The organism is Chelativorans alearensis (assembly GCF_010993735.1).
GTDB lineage: Bacteria > Pseudomonadota > Alphaproteobacteria > Rhizobiales > Rhizobiaceae > Chelativorans > Chelativorans alearense.
Genome location: NZ_WQNI01000005.1, coordinates 276402 through 293905, shown reverse-complemented (window position 1 = coordinate 293905; position 17504 = coordinate 276402). Strand labels below are relative to the sequence as shown.

Here is a 17504-nt window from a genome sequence, read left to right as displayed (position 1 = left end):
TCTTAGTCCGATGGATTGTGCGGCAAATCAATCGCTTGCATAAGGGGGTGGGGCGAGAAACGCGGCAAAAAGACTTTCAAATTTTTCGGGGGAATGCGCACGCCGTCCCTTCGACTATTCTTTAGGCACGGACAATCCAGAGGAAACATAAGGTGAGGCGCTATTTCAGGAACATGCGCGGCTACGGCGCAAATCCGCCGGACCCGAAATGGCCGGGCGGGGCCCATGTCGCCGTACAGTTCGTCGTCAACTACGAGGAGGGCGGCGAAAATTGCGTCCTCCACGGCGACGAAGCTTCGGAAGCCTTCCTGTCGGAGATAGTTGGCGCCGCCCCATGGCCGGGCATGCGCCACTGGAACATGGAATCGATCTACGAATACGGCGCCCGCGCCGGCTTCTGGCGGCTTCACCGCATGTTCACGCAAGGCGGGGTCCCCGTCACCGTGTTCGGCGTCGCCAGCGCCCTTGCCCGCTCGCCGGAGCAGGTCGCGGCCATGCGGGAGGCAAAGTGGGAGATCGCCAGCCACGGGCTCAAATGGATCGACTACCGCGCCTATGCCGAAGAGGACGAGCGCCGCGACCTTCAGGAGGCGATCCAGCTCCATGCCGAGGTCGTGGGCGATAGGCCTACCGGGCTCTACCTCGGCCGCACCTCGGTCAACTCGGTGAAGCTGGCGGCCGGGGAGGGCGGCTTTACCTGGATCTCCGATACATACGACGACGACCTGCCCTACTGGCTCGACCATGACGGCCACGGCAACGCGATTTCCCCACAACTCGTCATCCCCTACACGCTCGATGCCAACGACATGCGTTTCGCGACGCCACAGGGCTTCAATTCGGGGGACCAGTTCTTCGCCTATCTCAAGGACGCCTTCGACACGCTCTATGAAGAGGGCAGCCGCGGCCGGCCAGCCATGATGAGCGTCGGCCTCCACTGCCGCCTTATCGGCCGGCCAGGCCGCGCTGCAGCGCTGCAGCGCTTCATCGACTACGTCAAAGGGCATGAGAAGGTGTGGCTGCCTCGCCGCATGGATATCGCCCGCCACTGGATGGAGCATCATCCATACGAAGCGCCGGGCTTGAGGCCCAGCCGCATGGACGAGGCGGCGTTCGTATCCCGCTTCGGCGGCATCTTCGAGCACTCGCCATGGATCGCCGAACGCGCCTTCCGGCTGGAGCTGGGGCCTGCGCACGATAGTGCCGCCGGCCTCCACAACGCGCTGGCCCGCGCCTTCCGCGCGGCAAGCGAGGAGGAGCGGCTCGGCGTGCTGAGCGCCCACCCGGACCTTGCCGGCAAGCTCGCGGCGGCAAAACGCCTGACGCCGGAATCGGCGAGCGAGCAGGCCACCGCCGGCCTCGACGCGCTCACCGACGGGGAGCGCGCTCGCTTCACCGACCTCAACACGCGCTACACCGAAAAATTCGGCTTCCCCTTCATCATAGCCGTCAAGGATCACACCAAGGACGGCATCCTGAAGGCTTTCGAAGCCCGCCTCGAAAACGCCCGCGACGAGGAGTTCGCCACCGCCTGCGGCCAGGTCGAACGTATCGCCTATCTGCGGCTCAAGGATCTCTTGCCCTCATGACCATGGAACCCCACACCGGCGCCCGCGCCTACTACGCCCCGACAGGCGGCCTGCCCGGCCAGGGCGAGCTCATCACCGGCCGCGCCGTCTTCACGGAGGCCTATGCCGTCATCCCGAAGGGGGTGATGCGCGACATCGTGACGAGCCGGCTGCCCTTCTGGGAGAAGACCCGTTGCTGGGTCATCGCCCGGCCGCTTACCGGCTTTGCCGAGACCTTTTCGCAATACATCATGGAGGTCGAGCCCGGCGGCGGCAGCGCGCGGCCGGAGCCCGACACGCAAGCCGAAGGCGTGCTCTTCGTCGTCGAAGGGGAGCTGACCGTGCATCTCGACGGCGCGGCCCACCGCATGCGGCCCGGCGGCTATGCCTTCCTGCCGCCCAAAAGCGGCTGGACCGCGCGCAACGAAGGCACGGCACCCGCCCGTTTCCACTGGATCCGCAAGGCCTACGAGGCAGTGGAGGGCGTGCCCGCGCCGGAAGCCTTCTTCACCAACGAAGAAGACGTGCCGCCGACGCCGATGCCCAATACCGACGGCAAGTGGGCGACCACGCGTTTCGTCGACCCCGACGACATGCGCCACGACATGCACGTGACCATCGTCACCTTCGAGCCCGGCGCCGTCATCCCCTTTGCCGAAACCCACGTCATGGAGCACGGGCTCTACGTGCTCGAAGGCAAGGCCGTCTACCGGCTCAACCGCGACTGGGTGGAGGTGGAGGCTGGCGACTTCATGTGGCTCCGCGCCTTCTGCCCGCAGGCTTGCTATGCCGGCGGCCCCGGCAGGTTCCGCTACCTCCTCTACAAGGACGTCAACCGGCATGCGAAGCTTTGGGCACCGGGCGGTGGAAGGGCGTGCTGAGGTCTCTCCCCTTTCAAGGCAGGGTTATCGCGTATGGACTCCGAGTCTTTGATTGAACCCCCACCCCTTACCCCTCCCCTCAAGGGGGAGGGGGATTCTGAGACGTCGACGCCCCCCTCCCCCTTGAGGGGAGGGGTAAGGGGTGGGGGTCCCGGCGAAGCCGGCAAAGATGACTCATATGCGATTGCTCTCTCCTTCAGGGCAAGGCTGCCATGACCCGCATCACCGCCAACCCACTGACGAAACAAGCCTTCGCCCCCTTCGGCGACGTCATCGAAACCGACGGCACTGAAAGCTTCCTCATCAACAACGGCAAGTGCCGCCGCTTCCACGATCTGGCGCGCGTCGAGGCGACAGGCGAGAACGCGCGGGTGCTTTTCAACATCTTCCGCGCCCAGCCCTACCCCCTGCCGCTAAAGCTCGCCATGGTCGAGCGCCACCCCCTCGGCAGCCAGGCCTTCATGCCCCTCATCCCCCGGCCCTTCCTGGTGGCCGTCTGCCCCGATGAAGGGGGAAAGCCGGGCACGCCGCAAGCCTTCCTCACGCAGCCGGGCCAGGGCGTGAACTACGCCCGCAACACCTGGCACGCGGTCCTCACCCCCATCGGCGAGGAGCAGGATTTCCTCGTCGTCGACCGGGGCGGCGACGGCAACAACCTGGAAGAATTCTTCTTCCCCGAGCCCTACGAAATCCACCTTCCGGACGTGCCATGAACGACGACGCGACACTCCTCGACCGCCTTCTCGACGTGATCGAGCACGACATCGTGCCGATGACGGCCGCCGGCGTTGTGGTCGGCAACAAGCTCTTCGGCGCGGCGATCCTCAAGAAAAGCGACCTGTCGCTGGTTCTGGCGGAAACCAACAACGAACTGGAAAACCCGCTCTGGCACGGCGAGGTGCACGCGCTGAAGCGCTTCTACGAGCTGCCCAGGGAACAGCGTCCCGAACCGGGCGATTGCATCTTCCTCGCCACCCACGAGCCGTGCTCGCTGTGCCTTTCCGCCATCACCTGGACCGGCTTCGACAATTTCTACTACCTCTTCAGCCATGAAGATTCGCGCGATTCCTTCGCCATCCCGCACGACCTGAAAATCCTGAAGGAGGTCTTCACGCTCGACCCCGGCGGCTACAACGCGGAGAACGCTTTCTGGAAGAGCTATTCCATCCGAAGGCTCGTGCGCGCCCTGCCGGAACCGGGGCGGGAGCGGATAGAGGCGCGGATCGCGCGGATTTCCGCCAGCTACGACAAACTCTCGGAGGTCTATCAGGCCGGCAAGGCGGAGAACGACATTCCGCTGAACTGAGGCGGCCCCAGGCTATTCCTTGAACAGGTCGGAATGGGTGCCGGTGCGCTCGAATAGCACCATCGTGGCATCTGCCTTGTAGATCAGAAGCCAGTCCGGCTCGATATGCAGGTCTCGCCGCCCATTCCACTCGCCCTTGAGCGGGTGATCGCGAAGCTGCGCGGGAAGTGGCTCGTCGTCAATCAGCAATGTCATGATCCGGCGCAGCTTCACCATATCCTTGCCACGCTTCTGCATACGCTTCGCGTCTCGACGGAATTGTCCCGAGTAGTGCGGTGTCCGCACTCAGATGCCCAACTGCTTGAATAGATCGTCGGCATCCTTGGCAGTGTGCACATCCTCGCCCCGCTCACTCTTGCGCAGGGTCTCGGCAGTAAGCGCATTCGGCACCTTCACCGGAAAAGGCACCGCCTTGTCGCGTGCAACACGGACGAGGGCCATGCGAATATAGTCGGAAACGGACAAGCCCATCTCCGCAAGCGCGGCCGCGGCCTCCTTCTTCGTTTCGGCATCGATTCTCGCGCGAACCACAGTGTCGGTAGCCATGCGATGTCTCCTTTGTAAACCACAATGTAGCTACAAGCGGCTACATTTGCAACGATAGATCTGTGCCGGGAGAGCGCCTTGTCCCATTCTTTCGGAGATGATATATATCATGATATATACCATCCTCTTCGATGGAGGCGCCCATGCCCCAGACCGCGAAGCTCTTCATGAACGGTCGGAGCCAGGCCGTGCGCCTCCCGGCGGAGTTCCGCTTCGAGGGCGACGAGGTGGAAATCCGGCGTGATCCCACGACGGGGGATGTCGTTCTCTCGCCAAAGCCAGAGCGGGCGAGGTCATGGGACAGATTTCTCAAGCTGCGCAACCAGATACCTCCCGAGGAACTGGAGGGATTCATGGAGGATCGTGAGCAAGGCCTTCATGAGCGGGACGATCCGCTCGCATGAGGCCGCGCTTCATGCTCGACACCAATGCGGTGAACGCGTTCATGCATGGCCGCAGTTCCGAGTTGGATCGGCGGATAACCGTTCGCGTGAAACCGGAACTCTGCGTCTCCGCAGTCACATACGGCGAAACCAGGTACGGCTTGGCTCAACGACCCGAGGCAACCCGGCTCGCCGCCGCGGCCACGGCACTGTTCCGCATGGTTGAGATACTCCCGTGGGCCTCGGACGTGGGGGAGCGCTACGGTGAGATGCGAGCGGAGCTGCGACGTCAGGGACGGGCGCTCCAGCCGCTCGACATGCTGATAGCCGCCCACGCTTTGGAAGTCGGCGCGACGCTGGTGACCAGCGACCGCGCCTTCCGCTTCGTGCCGGGCCTTCAGGTCGAGAACTGGCTCGAGGCCTAAACCCGCTCCAGCGCCAGCGCGATGCCCTGGCCAACGCCGATGCACATGGTGGCAAGCGCCAGCCTTGCGCCGCGCTCCTTCAGCTCCAGCGCCGCCGTGCCGGAGATACGGGCGCCGGACATGCCGAGGGGATGGCCCAGCGCGATGGCGCCGCCATTGGGGTTCACGTGCGGGGCATCCTCGGGGATGCCGAGCGCGCGCAGCACGGCGATGCCTTGCGAGGCGAAGGCCTCGTTGAGTTCGATCACGTCGAAATCGGCAGGCGTGAGCCCGAGCCGCGCGCACAGTTTCTTCGTGGCGGGGGCCGGCCCCATGCCCATGATGCGCGGGGGGACGCCGGCGGCGGCACCGCCGAGGATACGGGCGATGGGCGTCAGGCCGTGCTGCCTCGCGGCGGCCTCGGAAGCGATGATGAGGGCGGCGGCGCCGTCGTTGACGCCGGAAGCATTGCCCGCCGTTACCGTGCCGCCCTCGCGGAAGGGGGCGGGAAGCTTGGAAAGCTTCTCCACCGTCGTGCCGGGGCGGGGGTGCTCGTCCTTGTCGACGAGCACCGGCTCGCCCTTGCGCTGGGGGATGGTGACGGGGACGATCTCCTTGCCCAGCCGCCCGTTCTCCTGCGCCGCCACGGCCTTGTCCTGGCTGCGCACGGCGAAGGCGTCCTGGTCGGCGCGGCTGACACCGAGGTCCTCGGCCACGTTCTCGCCCGTCTCCGGCATGGAATCGACGCCGTACTGTCTCTTCATCAGCTGGTTGACGAAGCGCCAGCCGATGGTGGTGTCGTAGATCTCCGCGTTGCGCGAAAAGGCGGCTTCAGCCTTGGGCATGACGAAGGGCGCGCGGCTCATGGATTCCACGCCGCCGGCGATCATCAGCTCCGCCTCGCCGGCCTTGATGGCGCGCGCGGCGGTCGCCACCGCATCCATGCCCGAGCCGCACAGGCGGTTGATGGTGGTCCCCGGCACCACCACGGGTAGACCCGCAAGGAGGGCCGCCATGCGGGCGACGTTGCGGTTGTCCTCGCCCGCCTGGTTGGCGCAGCCGTAGATCACGTCGTCCACCGCATCCCAGTCGACGCCTCCGTTGCGCTCCATGAGCGCCTTCAGCGGGGCGGCGGCGAGGTCGTCGGCGCGGACGGTGGAGAGCACGCCGCCGAAGCGGCCGATGGGTGTGCGCACATAGTCGCAGATATAGGCTTCAGCCATCCTTCGATCCTCTCTTCGCAGCCGGGCCGCCACCCTTGTGCGCGGCGTCGGTGCGGGCTTTCAGGTCGCGCAGCGTCGATAGTTCGAGCGCGGTCGGCGGCGGCGTTTCCTCCAGCTTTTCGGCGAATTTCACCTTCCACCCGCAGGTTTCCTGCACCATCTCGCGCGTCACCCCCGGATGCAGCGAGACCACCGTGAACTCCTTCGTCTCCGGGTCCGGCTTCCAGATGGCAAGGTCGGTGATGAGCAGCGTCGGCCCCTTCGTCTCGATGCCGAGCCTCTTCCTGTGGTCGCCGCCCTCGCCATGGCCGAAGGAGGTGTAGAAGTCTATTCTTTCGACCATGCCGCGCTTCGACTGCGCCATGGTGATATAGACCTCGCCCGACGAGGTGGCGATCTCCGGTGCGCCGCCGCCGCCGGGCAGCCGCACCTTCGGCTTCTCGTAGTCGCCGACGACGGTGGTGTTGATGTTGCCGTATTTGTCGAGCTGGGCCGCGCCCAGGAAGCCGATGGTGATGCGCCCGCCCTGCAGCCAGTAGCGGAACATCTCCGGCACCGGCACGGTGGTGAGCGCGGTGTCGCACAATTCGCCATCGCCGATCGACAGCGGCAAGACGTCGGGCGCCGTGCCGATGGTGCCCGATTCGTAGATCAGCGTGATGTCGGGCGCGTGCGTCAGGCGGGCGACGTTGCAGGCGGCGGACGGCGCGCCGATGCCGACGAAGCATACGTCCTCGCCGGTCAGTGCCCGCGAGGCGGCGATGGTCATCATCTCGTTGGGTGTGAAGTCGCCCATCACGCCGCCCTCAGCCCGGCCACGCGCGCGGCGAAGTCGTCCGGCCCGGCCTTCATCACGTTCTCCTCCATCCATTCGCGAAAGCGCTCCCGGTCGGCGGCCACCGCGTCCCATTCCAGATAGGCGGCATTGTCGCGCGCGTAATAGCCGTGGGTATAGGAGGGATGCGCCCCGCCGGGCACCACCGAGACCGCCGTCACCGTCCAATGCGGCAGCACGCAGAGATTGGGATGGAGGTCGGAGAAATCCTCCACCACCTCTTCCACCGTCACAACGGCGCGCTCCGCCGCCAGCACCGCCTCCTTCTGGATGCCGACAATGCCTTCCACCAGCACATTGCCCTTCCTGTCGGCCTTCTGCGCGTGGATGAAGGTCACGTCCGGCCGCACCGCCGGCACGGCGGCCAGCTCCTCGCCGGTGAAGGGGCAGATGATGCTCTTGATGTTCGGGTTGACCCTCGCCAGCTCGGCCCCCCGATAGCCGCGGAAGACGGCGCAGGGCAGGCCCGCCGCGCCCGCCTCGTAGGCGTTGGCCATGGCGGCGTGGGAATGCTCCTCGATCGCGACGGCGCGCGGCCAGCCGTTCTCCACCGCATCGCGCAGCCGGCGCAGAAGCCCGACGCCGGGGTTGCCGGCATAGGAGAAGATGAGCTTCCCCGCCATCCCCATGCCGATCATCTGGTCGTAGACCACGTCCGGCGTCATGCGGATCAGCGTCAGGTCCCTGAAGCCCTGGCGGATCGCCTCGTGGGCGGCGGCGGTGGGGATCAGGTGCGTGAAGCCTTCGAAGGCGGCGGTATCGCCGTCCTTGAGGTTCTCGCGAACCGCCGCGTCGAGCGGCATGAAACGTGCCATGCGCCTCCTCCAGATGTTCGTATTGCGAACATAAGTTTTATATGCGATACAGGAATAGATGGACAACCGACCCGAGTCAATGCAAAGCGCGGCACTCGCCCCCCGCGATCTCGTCGGATCGCTGGCCAAGGGCCTCTCCGTGATCGAGATCCTCGCCGCCGCCCCCTCCGGCCTGCGCCTCACCGAGGTGGCGGAGGCGGCGGGGCTGACGCGCGCCGGCGCCCGCCGGCTGCTGCTCACCCTGGTGGCGGAAGGCTATGCCCGCCAGGAAGGGCGGCATTTCCTCCTCTCGGCAAAGCTCCTGTCGCTCACCCGCGCCTGGCTCGGCGGCTCCTCGCTATGGGCCTATGCGGAGCCGATCATGCGCGAGGTCTCGCAGGCGCTCGGCGAATCCTGCTCGGCGGCCGTGCTCGAAGGCGAGGACGTCGTCTATGTCGCCCGCGTGGCGGGGCGGCGCATCGTCTCCGTGTCACTGGCGGTCGGGGCGCGGCTGCCGGCCTACTGCACATCGATGGGCCGGGTGCTCCTCTCAGACCTGGATCCGGCCGAACTCGCCCGTTTTCTGGAAAAGGCGACGATCCGCGCCAACACGCTCAAGACGGTGACGGACCGGCAGGCGCTGGCGGCCCGCGTGGCCGAGGCCCGGCGGGAAGGCTACGCCATCGTCGACGAGGAACTCGAATTGGGATTGCGGTCGATTGCCGTGCCGGTGCGCGCCAGAACGGGCGCTATCGTCGCCGCCCTCAACGTCTCCACGCAGTCGGCGCGCTTCTCGTGCGACGAGATGCGCCGGACCATCCTGCCGCCGCTTATCGAGGCTGCTGCAAAAATCGAGGATTTTCTGGCACTGCAATAGGGCGCCCGGCGCCGTCACGCGGCGCTCCTGGAGCCCTTTCGGTCCGGTGCCTCTTCGAGCACCCGCCGCATCTTGCGGGCAAGCCGTGCCTGGAGGCGGGCATGCAGGACCCTCTCCCACGAACCGTCAGGGTCGTTGGCCGCTTCTACGCGAGGCATGGCCAATAGCGTGTCGATAACGGATGTCGTCTCGTCACGCCCCAAAAGCGCGTCGATCTCCGCGTCCACTCTCTTATCAGCAGTCATCCTAAGCCTCCGGGTCACGACATGATTCATGCCTTTCAATCCTGACTGGATGAAGGCGCTCGGATGAAGATTTGACGACGGATTATAGACAAATAGGCTGCAGGGGGAGGGGAGGGGCCCACGGAGAGGCGGGCGCCCTTCGCGCCCCAGGGGGCAGGGCTATCGCATATGGTTTTCGTGCAGGTCTGTTTGACCCCCACCCCTCACCCCTCCCTTCAAGGGGGAGGGGGACGATGGCGCGCTCAGCCTGCCTCCCTCCCCCTTGAGGGGAGGGATTGAGGGTGGGGGTCCGGCGAAGCCGAACAAGGACTCTATCCACATGCGATAGCCCCTGCCACATGGGGGAGATGTCTGGGAGGATAGAAGGGAGGCCCCCATCCCCTCAAACGTACCGGTTGACGATATTCTCCAGCTTCTCCTGCCGCCCCGACACCGGCTGCGGGTCGAGCCCCTCGCGCGCCACGCGCTCGGCAACCTCTTCCAGCGTGCGCTCGCCTTTCAGCATTGCCTTTGCCTCCGCACCCTGCCAGCCGGCATAGCGCTCTTCCAGCGGCCCGCTCAGCGCCTTGTCCTCGATCATGCGGGCTGCCGCTTTCAGGCCGCGCGCGCACACGTCCATGCCGCCGACATGGGCGGCGATCAGGTCCTCCGGGTCGAGCGACTGGCGGCGCAGCTTGGCGTCGAAATTGGTGCCGCCGGTGGAAAAGCCGCCCGCCTGCAGCACGTGGTAGTAGGCAAGGGCCGCCTCGGGCGCGTTGTTGGGAAACTGGTCGGTGTCCCAGCCCGACTGATAGTCGTTGCGGTTCATGTCGATGGAGCCGAGGATGCCGAGGCTCGCCGCCAGCGCCAGCTCGTGCTCGAAGGAGTGGCCGGCGAGGATCGCGTGCCCCTGCTCGATATTCACCTTCACCTCGCCTTCCAGCCCGTAGCGCTTCAGGAAGCCGTAGACGGTGGCCACGTCGTAATCGTACTGGTGCTTCGTCGGCTCCTGCGGCTTCGGCTCGATGAGGATCGTGCCTTCGAAACCTATTTTGTGCTTGTAGTCGACCACCATGGAGAGGAACCGGCCGAGCTGGTCCATCTCGCGGCCCATATCCGTGTTGAGCAGCGTCTCATAGCCCTCGCGTCCGCCCCACAGCACGTAGTTCTGGCCATTCAGCCGCTTGGTCACGTCCATGCAGGCCTTCACCGTTGCGGCAGCATAGGCAAAGACGTCCGGGTCCGGGTTGGTGGCCGCGCCCGCCATAAAGCGGCGGTTGGAGAAGAGGTTCGCCGTGCCCCACAGGAGCTTCGGCCCGCCGTTCTCTATCTTCCGCTCCAAGTAGTCGGCCATCTCGTTGAGGCGCGAGACGCTTTCCGAATAGGTCTCGCCCTCCGGCCGCACGTCGTGGTCGTGGAAGGTGAAGAAGGGCACACCGAGGATCTGGAACATCTCGAAGGCCACGTCCGCCTTCAGCTTCGCCTTCTCCATGGTCTCGCCGAACCACGGCCGCTCGAAGGTCTGGCCGCCGAAGGGGTCGTTGCCCGGCCAGACGAAGGTGTGCCAGTAGCACACGGCAAAGCGCAGATGGTCCTCCAGGCGCTTGCCCAGCACCTCCTCATTCGGGTTGTAGTGGCGGAAGGCCAGCGGGTTGTCGCTGTCCGGCCCTTCATAGGCGACCGGCTTGATATCGCCGAAAAATCCTGTGCTCACGATGAGACTCCTCGTATCGCTGGGTAGAGATCGCGGTAGCGGCGGTAGGCCGCCCCATAGGCTGGTGTCAGTGCCGCGTCGGGCTCCACGGTGGTGGAGACCGCCGGCGGCGTGCAGACGGAGAGCGGGTCGGCGCCCTCCGCGGCGATGAGGCCGAGGCGCGCCGCGCCGAAGGCGGCGCCGAAATCGCCCTCGGCCGGCACGTCGACAGGCAGTTCAAGCGCGGTGGCGATGGCCTTCAGCCAGTAGGAAGAGCGCGAGCCGCCGCCGATCGCCGTGACGCGGGTAAGCTCCGTGCCGGCCTTTTTCAGCGCTTCCAGGCTGTCGCGGAAGGCGAAGGCGACGCCCTCCACCACGGCCTGGGTGAGGGCGGCGCGGTCGCTCCGGTGCGCCAGGCCAACGAGGCTGCCGCGGATGACGGCGTCGTTGTGCGGCGTGCGCTCGCCGGAAAGGTATGGCAGGAAGGTCACCCCCGTGGGCGCCTTCAGTTCGTCGCCGAGTTCGCCCGTCAGCTCGGCGGGGTCGGCGCCGGTAATGCCGGCCAGCCAGTTCAGCGAATCGGTGGCCGACAGGATGACCCCCATCTGATGCCAGGTGCCCGGCAGGGCATGACAAAACGTGTGCACAGCGCTTTCCGGGTTGGGCAGATAGGCGCCGTTGGCGGCGAACAGCACACCCGACGTGCCGAGCGAGACGAACGCCGCCCCCGGCTTCACCGTGCCGGCGCCGCAGGCGGATGCCGCGTTGTCGCCCGCACCGCCGGCGACCGTCACATTCGCGCCCATGCCCCAGCGCCCGGCAAGCGTGGGGCGCAGCGTGCCGGCCTTCTCCGTGCCCTCCACGAGGCGCGGCATATGGTTCTCGTCAAGCCCCGTCGCCGCCAGCAGGTCCGGCGACCAGCGCCGCTTTTCCACGTCCAGCCAGGCCGTGCCGGCCGAATCCGACATCTCCGAGATATGCTCGCCCGTCAGCCACAGGCGCAGGAAATCCTTGGGCAGGAGCACCTTCTTCGTCGCCGCGAAAATCTCCGGCTCATGGCGCTTCACCCAGGCGAGCTTCGGCGCCGTGAAGCCGGGAAAGACGATGTTGCCGGTGATCTTGCGGAAGCGCGGATCGGCGTCGAGCGCGGCCGCCTCCTCGTGGCTGCGCGTGTCGTTCCAAAGGATGCAGGGCCGCAAGGGCTTGTCGGTGCCATCCAGCAGCGTCGCCCCGTGCATCTGGCCCGAAAGGCCGATGCCCTTCACCGCCGCCAGCGCCTCGCCGTGGGACATTTGAAGCGCCGCCAGCGCCTCTTCCGTCGCGCGGATCCAATGCGCCGGGTCCTGCTCGGACCATCCCGCGTGCGGCCGCGAGACCTCCAATGCACCCGTCGCGGAAGCAACCACCTTCTGCGCATCGTCGATGATGAGCGCCTTCACCCCGGATGTGCCGAGGTCGAGACCGAGATACATGCAATTTCCTCCCGCGCTGCCTTCCTCCGAAGCGACCGGACAGCGCACCGATCATTTTTTTCGAGCTCCGAAACAAATATGCATATCCACCGCCGCAAGGCAATCGTCGAGGGGCCGGTGATGGGGCTCTGGCGTTAGAGTGGTCGGGCCCCTGGTCAGAATCAAGGGCCGGCCCAATCCCTATAATGAATAGCGTAGCCATCAGCCAAGCTGGCGCTGGCGCCCCCTCTCTTGCAAATTCTAAGACTTAGCTTCGCTAAGCCCAAGAATTTGCTTTCTCCCCCACCAAGGGGGAGATAGGCGCGCTGCACGACCGCCTGTGCCAATCTCCGACGTTGGTGATTGGCAAGAGCATCGGCGCCGCCTTATCTCCCCCTTGGTGGGGGAGAAAGCGATTTCTTAGGTTTGGCGAAGCTAAGCCTTAGAAATCGCAAGAGAGGGGGCCCCCGCACCACGCCACGCCAATCCATCCCGCCACGCAACCGCGCCTTCGCCCCCGGCGCGTGTCGCATGCCTGTCAACATCTGTCAGGAATGTTTTCCTATTCCCATTCACGCCCCTCCCGACCCGTGCGATAATCCCGCCTGGAGAATGGAGGAGGCAGCCATGGACGGACGTGCGGCAATCGAGCAAGATCGCGTGGCGCTGAAGCGCATCGTGGCTTCCCTCGTGGCCATGGCCGGGCTAGCCGTGGGGCCTGATCCTGAGGCGCGGGCCGAAGGCGAGCCGCGAAAGACCCTGCCCCGCCATCTCTGGCGCGCCATCCTCCGCCTGCTGCGCCCGGCTGAGGCCGCCGCGCGGCGGCTGATCATCGCCGCCGCGCGCGGTCTAGTCGTCTCCCTACCGCCCCCGCGCAAACAGAGGCCCGTGAGCCCGGTGCCGCTCCTGCGCAGCCTCGGCATCGCCGTGATGGCCTCGCCCGCCGACCTGTCCGCCGCAGCGCGCAGAGCGAGGGCGGAAGCCAGGCGCGCCGCCGCGCCCGCCCGTCCGCGAAGCGTGAGCCTGCCGCTCTTCGACACGCTGCGGCTTTCTCTGAGCCCTGAGCTTGCCGAAGGGGGCCGCGGCCGTCATGGGCCGGCGCGCGCCGTCCCGCGCATCCTGTTTCCCGGCGTCATCGAGCCGTCTGCCCTCCCGCAGCCGCCATCGCGCGACGATCCCGTCAGCGCCGCGCGTCTTGGCCAGCGGCTGGCCGCACTCACCGCCGCCCTTGACGATCTGCCGGGGCAGGCCAGGCGCTTTGCCCGCTGGAAGGCGCGCCGCGATCTGGGGCTTACGCGCCGCATCGCACCGCTGCGCGGCGGCCGGCCGCCCGGCGGCCGGCTCTCCCGCTTCGACCCGTCCGAAATCCGCCCCCGCAACATCCGCGAGGTCGACGAGATCCTGGCGCACGCCCATTCGCTGGCCCTCTACGCGCTGGAGAGTCCCGATACCTCATGACACGCGGCGCGGACGCGTTCAGAAAGTCGAGCATTCCAACAAGCCAGACGGGGTAAGATCCGGGCGTGGTAAGGATGACGCGCGTCGGTTCCACTTCACAATCCTCTCCCCAGCGCCTACCGTGCGGGCGAAGCGAACAAGGAGATGCTGATGAGTGAGATGCGCGCAGATACGACGATCCTCGTGCCGGGAAAGATGCCCGCCCATCCGGTGGGCCGCATCGAGGAGCGTTTCCGGCTTGTCAGGATCGACAAGGCCGACCCGGCGCTTCTGACGGAAGAGATGAAGCAGTCCGTGGCCGGGATCGCCTCGGCGACGGTCATCGACGCTGCTTTCATCGACGCGCTCCCCAATCTGCGGATCATCGCCAATTTCGGCGTCGGCTACGACGGCGTGGACGCGGCCCATGCGGGCACCAGGAATGTCATGGTCACCAACACGCCGGATGTCCTGACGGAGGAAGTGGCGGACACGGCCATCGGCCTCATCATCAACACGGTGCGCGAACTGCCGAAAGCCGAAGGCTGGCTGCGCGCCGGGCGCTGGCGTGCCGATGGGCCGTATCCGCTGACGCGGGGCACCCTGCGCGGCCGCAGCGTCGGCATCTTCGGCCTGGGGCGCATCGGCCGCGCCATCGCGCGGCGCATCGAGGCTTTCGGCCTGCCCGTCAGCTATCACAACCGGCGCCAGGTCGAAGGCGTCGACTACGAATACCATCCGACCCTTCTTTCCCTCGCTGAGGCCGTCGATACGCTCATCTCGGTGGCGCCGGGAGGGGCGGCGACGGAGAAGGCGATCAATGCCGAGGTGTTCGCCGCGCTCGGCGCCAACGGCGTCTTCGTCAATGTCGGCCGCGGCAGCGCAGTGGACGAGGCCGCCCTTGCCGAGGCGCTCGGCAACGGGACCATCCTCGCCGCCGGCCTCGACGTCTTCGCCGACGAGCCGAACGTGCCCGAGGCGCTTCTTGCCCGCGAGAACGCCTGCCTGCTGCCCCATGTCGGTTCGGCCTCTGTGCATACCCGCCAGGCCATGGCCGATCTGATGGTCGACAACATCATCGCCTGGTTCACGAAGGGCGAGGCGCTGACCCCCGTGCCCGAGACGGCGCATGTGCGGAGTGGGGGGTAGGCGCCGGCGATCGCGGGGCGGCCGGGCAAGCTTGCGTTAACCTTTGTTAGCAATGATGCCCTTTTGCCGTTCATCGGCAAAGGGTTGAGGCAGAGGGACGAGCACATGAAATCGGTCGTTGCCGGACTGGTGGTCATGGGAGTGGGCGCGCTTCCCTTCGTGGCGTTCGACCGCGAAGGGGCCGCGGCGGTCGACTCCTCGATGCAGGAACGCCCCGGCCACTACCGGCTGAGCGTCGCCGGGCGCGAGGGGAGCTGCGGTATCGCCAAGGGCAAGGCCGCCGGCGGTCGCGCGGAGATCGAACTGGCGGCCGACTGCATCCTCATTACGCCGCACTTGAGCCAAGCGCGCTATTGGCAAGAAGGCGCGGACGGCGATGTCGCCTTCGAAGCGGCGGACGGCCGCATCATCGCCGAGTTTTACGCAGCCGACGGCGTCGCCTACGAATCATTCCGCCCCGCCGCCCCGCTGATGGCGCTCACCGTAAAGTAAGGGCCTCACTCGGCGGCGATCGCCCCTTCCCGCGCCGCCCGATGGGCGCGCACGGCATCCCCGAAGGCCGCGAAGATGCGCTTGGAGGCGCTGTCGCTCGCCGCCCAGTATTCGGGATGCCATTGCACGCCGACGGCGAAGGCCGGCGCGCCGACCACCGACACCGCCTCGACCGTGCCGTCCGGCGCCGTCGCCTCCACCTTGAGGTTGGGGCCGAGCCGGTCGACGCCCTGCCGGTGCACCGAGTTCACCTTGATCTCGCCGGCACCGAACACGCCGGCAAGGCACCCTCCCGGCTTGATGGCCACCGGGTGGCGGATGGCGAAGCGCTCGTCCTGGGAGGGGCTCTCCGGCGCCCGGTGGTCCAGCACCCCCTCGCGCTCCTGGATTTCGCTGGCGAGCGACCCGCCCAGCGCGACGTTCAATTCCTGGATGCCACGGCAGATGGCGAGCAGCGGCACACCCTTCTCGATCGCCTTGCGGATGAGCGGCAGCGTGGTGGCGTCGCGGCGTTCGTCGTAGGGGCCGTGCCTTTCGCCCGCCTCGCCGCCGTAGTGGGAGGGATGCACGTTCGACTTCGAACCTGTCAGCATCACCCCGTCCACCGCGGCCAGAAGCGCGTCGAGATCGAGCCTGTCGCCGAAGGAAGGCACCAGCACCGGCAGCACGCCGGCGGCCGACAACGCGGCCTCCAGATATTGCTCCGGCGCGGCGTGCCACGTGTAGTTCTCGAAGTCCTTCACATCCGTCGAGACGGCGACGAGGGGCTGGTGCATGGTTTCTTCCGCCTTTCCTGGCGCTCCGGCGGCGCGGAGGCTGCCCGACATGTAGCGCCTCGCGCGCCCGTTTCCAACCGTCCTCCCGATGCGGATCGGGCACGCTGGATTCGTGCATTTTACCATGAGGATAGATGGATCGGGCCACCGCTTTCGCAGTGCCGTACGGCGCTAGACTTGCCCTGTCGAGCATGCCATTGATACCGGTGGATTCGGGGGGCGTGCGCGATGCGCATGGTCGCCCGGACTCAACTCAACCTCACGATCCAAATAATGGGAGGAAAAACCTATGGACCGTCGCTCATTCATCAAGAAGGCCGGCCTTGCCGGCGCTGGTGCCGCGGGGGCGGCCGCGCTTGCCACGCCGGCCATCGCCCAGTCCCTGCCGAAGATCACCTGGCGCTGCACATCGTCCTTCCCCAAGGCCCTGGACACCATCTTCGGGGCTGCCGAGACGATGGCTAAGTTCGTCAACGAGGCGACAGAAGGCAATTTCGAGATCCAGGTCTTCGCCGCCGGCGAGATCGTCCCCGGCCTGCAGGCTGCCGATGCGGCGGCCAGCGGCACGGTCGAACTTTGCCATACGGCCTCCTACTATTACTGGGGCAAGGATCCCAGCTACGCGCTCGGAACGGCCATCCCGTTCGGTCTCAACTACCGCCAGCAGAACGCCTGGTTCTACTACGGCGGCGGCAACGACCTGATGAACGAGTTCTACGCCACCCAGGGCCTTTACGGGCTCATCTGCGGCAATACAGGCGCCCAGATGGGCGGCTGGTTCCGCAAGGAGATCAAGACCCTCGCCGATCTCGACGGCCTGAAGATGCGCATCGGCGGCATGGGCGGCAAGATCATCGAGAAGCTCGGCGTGGTGCCGCAGCAGATCGCCGGCGGCGACATCTATCCGGCGCTGGAAAAGGGCACGATCGACGCTACCGAGTGGGTCGGCCCCTATGACGATCTCAAGCTCGGCTTCAACAAGGTGGCCAAGTACTACTACTACCCCGGCTGGTGGGAAGGCGGCCCGGTGCTGCACGCGCTCGTCAACAAGGAGAAGTGGGAGGGTCTGCCGCCGGCCTATCAGGCCATCCTCGACGCCGCCTGCCGCTCCGCCAATGCCGACATGATGGCGAGCTACGACTACAAGAACCCAACAGCACTCAGGCAGCTCGTCGCCGAGGGCGCGGAGTTGCGCCCCTTCAGCCAGGAGATCCTCGAGGCCTGCTACAATGCCTCGATGGAGACCTACGACGAGATCAACGCGCAGAACGCGATGTTCAAGAAGATCTACGACAGTCAGCAGGCCTTCAAGAAGGATGCCTATCTGTGGGCGCAGCTCACGGAATACACCTTCGACACCTTCATGATGCGGCAGCAGCGCGCCGGCAAGCTCTGATCGCCGCGCGGCAAGCATTTAAAAAAGGCCCCGGAGCAGTGCTCCGGGGTCTTTCATTTATGCATGGGT

At 66.3% G+C, this 17504-nt stretch carries 20 protein-coding genes; 11 read left to right on the top strand and 9 right to left on the bottom strand.

Features of this window, described 5'->3' with window-relative positions; all coding sequences use genetic code 11:
* The first annotated feature begins 173 nt into the window (after positions 1 to 173).
* The 4 genes from puuE to GPJ75_RS09735 all read left to right on the top strand — a co-directional run bounded on the left by puuE (position 174) and on the right by GPJ75_RS09735 (position 3755).
* The gene (gene puuE / locus GPJ75_RS09750) at positions 174 to 1589 is read left to right on the top strand and encodes an allantoinase PuuE (RefSeq protein ID WP_163267779.1); all 1416 of its coding nucleotides are present in this window, start codon (positions 174 to 176) and stop codon (positions 1587 to 1589) included.
* 2 nt (positions 1590 to 1591) lie between these two features.
* Positions 1592 to 2449, top strand: a complete 858-nt coding sequence (locus GPJ75_RS09745) for a bifunctional allantoicase/(S)-ureidoglycine aminohydrolase (protein WP_163267777.1) — start codon at positions 1592 to 1594, stop codon at positions 2447 to 2449.
* A gap of 212 nt (positions 2450 to 2661) precedes the next feature.
* Positions 2662 to 3162, top strand: a complete 501-nt coding sequence (locus GPJ75_RS09740) for an ureidoglycolate lyase (RefSeq protein ID WP_163267510.1) — start codon at positions 2662 to 2664, stop codon at positions 3160 to 3162.
* Positions 3159 to 3755: a nucleoside deaminase gene (locus tag GPJ75_RS09735; protein WP_163267508.1), complete on the top strand. Its 597-nt coding sequence runs from the start codon at positions 3159 to 3161 to the stop codon at positions 3753 to 3755. The genes GPJ75_RS09740 and GPJ75_RS09735 overlap by 4 nt, the downstream gene beginning before the upstream one ends.
* A 12-nt stretch (positions 3756 to 3767) precedes the next feature.
* On the opposite strand, the gene GPJ75_RS09730 is transcribed toward GPJ75_RS09735, so the two are convergent.
* Positions 3768 to 4040 carry a type II toxin-antitoxin system YafQ family toxin gene (locus GPJ75_RS09730; protein WP_163267506.1) on the bottom strand — a complete coding sequence of 91 codons (273 nt, stop codon included), beginning with the start codon at positions 4038 to 4040 and terminating at the stop codon, positions 3768 to 3770.
* Positions 4041 to 4301: a type II toxin-antitoxin system RelB/DinJ family antitoxin gene (locus tag GPJ75_RS09725; protein WP_163267504.1), complete on the bottom strand. Its 261-nt coding sequence runs from the start codon at positions 4299 to 4301 to the stop codon at positions 4041 to 4043. It lies immediately after the preceding gene.
* A 143-nt stretch (positions 4302 to 4444) separates the two neighbouring features.
* Between GPJ75_RS09725 and GPJ75_RS09720 the strand changes: the two genes are divergently transcribed.
* Together GPJ75_RS09720 and GPJ75_RS09715 are read left to right on the top strand one after the other, a co-directional pair.
* Positions 4445 to 4705: an antitoxin gene (locus tag GPJ75_RS09720; RefSeq protein WP_163267502.1), complete on the top strand. Its 261-nt coding sequence runs from the start codon at positions 4445 to 4447 to the stop codon at positions 4703 to 4705.
* A gap of 11 nt (positions 4706 to 4716) precedes the next feature.
* Positions 4717 to 5109: a type II toxin-antitoxin system VapC family toxin gene (locus GPJ75_RS09715; protein ID WP_246249001.1), complete on the top strand. Its 393-nt coding sequence runs from the start codon at positions 4717 to 4719 to the stop codon at positions 5107 to 5109.
* On the opposite strand, the gene pcaF is transcribed toward GPJ75_RS09715, so the two are convergent.
* From pcaF to GPJ75_RS09700, 3 genes are read right to left on the bottom strand one after another with little or no spacing between them, the layout of a single operon-like run.
* A complete protein-coding gene (gene pcaF / locus GPJ75_RS09710) occupies positions 5106 to 6311 on the bottom strand; it encodes a 3-oxoadipyl-CoA thiolase (RefSeq protein WP_163267498.1) in 1206 nt (401 codons plus the stop codon). The two genes, GPJ75_RS09715 and pcaF, sit on opposite strands and share 4 nt — an antisense overlap.
* On the bottom strand, positions 6304 to 7107 hold the full coding sequence (locus GPJ75_RS09705; protein WP_163267496.1) for a CoA-transferase subunit beta: 804 nt from the start codon (positions 7105 to 7107) through the stop codon (positions 6304 to 6306). Before GPJ75_RS09705 ends, pcaF begins: the two co-directional genes overlap by 8 nt.
* Positions 7107 to 7961 (bottom strand): CoA transferase subunit A, encoded by an 855-nt coding sequence (locus GPJ75_RS09700; RefSeq protein WP_163267494.1) that lies wholly within the window; start codon positions 7959 to 7961, stop codon positions 7107 to 7109. The genes GPJ75_RS09705 and GPJ75_RS09700 overlap by 1 nt, the downstream gene beginning before the upstream one ends.
* 58 nt (positions 7962 to 8019) lie before the next feature.
* Between GPJ75_RS09700 and GPJ75_RS09695 the strand changes: the two genes are divergently transcribed.
* Positions 8020 to 8817, top strand: a complete 798-nt coding sequence (locus GPJ75_RS09695; RefSeq protein WP_246249000.1) for an IclR family transcriptional regulator domain-containing protein — start codon at positions 8020 to 8022, stop codon at positions 8815 to 8817.
* 14 nt (positions 8818 to 8831) lie between these two features.
* On the opposite strand, the gene GPJ75_RS09690 is transcribed toward GPJ75_RS09695, so the two are convergent.
* From GPJ75_RS09690 to xylB, 3 genes are all read right to left on the bottom strand, one after another.
* Entirely contained in the window at positions 8832 to 9062 is a 231-nt protein-coding gene (locus tag GPJ75_RS09690) for a hypothetical protein (RefSeq protein WP_163267492.1), read from the bottom strand.
* Positions 9063 to 9444: 382 nt separating this feature from the next.
* Complete coding sequence (xylA, locus tag GPJ75_RS09685; RefSeq protein ID WP_163267490.1) at positions 9445 to 10755, bottom strand: xylose isomerase; 1311 nt, start codon at positions 10753 to 10755, stop codon at positions 9445 to 9447.
* On the bottom strand, positions 10752 to 12206 hold the full coding sequence (xylB, locus tag GPJ75_RS09680; RefSeq protein ID WP_163267488.1) for a xylulokinase: 1455 nt from the start codon (positions 12204 to 12206) through the stop codon (positions 10752 to 10754). Before xylB ends, xylA begins: the two co-directional genes overlap by 4 nt.
* Before the next feature lie 606 nt (positions 12207 to 12812).
* Between xylB and GPJ75_RS09675 the strand changes: the two genes are divergently transcribed.
* The 3 genes from GPJ75_RS09675 to GPJ75_RS09665 all read left to right on the top strand — a co-directional run bounded on the left by GPJ75_RS09675 (position 12813) and on the right by GPJ75_RS09665 (position 15263).
* The gene (locus GPJ75_RS09675) at positions 12813 to 13643 is read left to right on the top strand and encodes a hypothetical protein (protein WP_163267486.1); all 831 of its coding nucleotides are present in this window, start codon (positions 12813 to 12815) and stop codon (positions 13641 to 13643) included.
* Between the two features lie 144 nt (positions 13644 to 13787).
* Positions 13788 to 14771, top strand: a complete 984-nt coding sequence (locus GPJ75_RS09670) for a 2-hydroxyacid dehydrogenase (RefSeq protein WP_425483132.1) — start codon at positions 13788 to 13790, stop codon at positions 14769 to 14771.
* A 105-nt stretch (positions 14772 to 14876) separates the two neighbouring features.
* The gene (locus GPJ75_RS09665) at positions 14877 to 15263 is read left to right on the top strand and encodes a hypothetical protein (protein ID WP_163267482.1); all 387 of its coding nucleotides are present in this window, start codon (positions 14877 to 14879) and stop codon (positions 15261 to 15263) included.
* Between the two features lie 5 nt (positions 15264 to 15268).
* Here the strand turns inward: GPJ75_RS09665 and GPJ75_RS09660 are convergent, their stop codons facing one another.
* A complete protein-coding gene (locus GPJ75_RS09660) occupies positions 15269 to 16039 on the bottom strand; it encodes a gamma-glutamyl-gamma-aminobutyrate hydrolase family protein (protein ID WP_163267773.1) in 771 nt (256 codons plus the stop codon).
* A gap of 289 nt (positions 16040 to 16328) precedes the next feature.
* Here GPJ75_RS09660 and GPJ75_RS09655 point away from each other — a divergent pair, with 289 nt between their 5' ends.
* Positions 16329 to 17435, top strand: a complete 1107-nt coding sequence (locus GPJ75_RS09655; protein WP_163267480.1) for a TRAP transporter substrate-binding protein — start codon at positions 16329 to 16331, stop codon at positions 17433 to 17435.
* Positions 17436 to 17504: the final 69 nt, after the last annotated feature.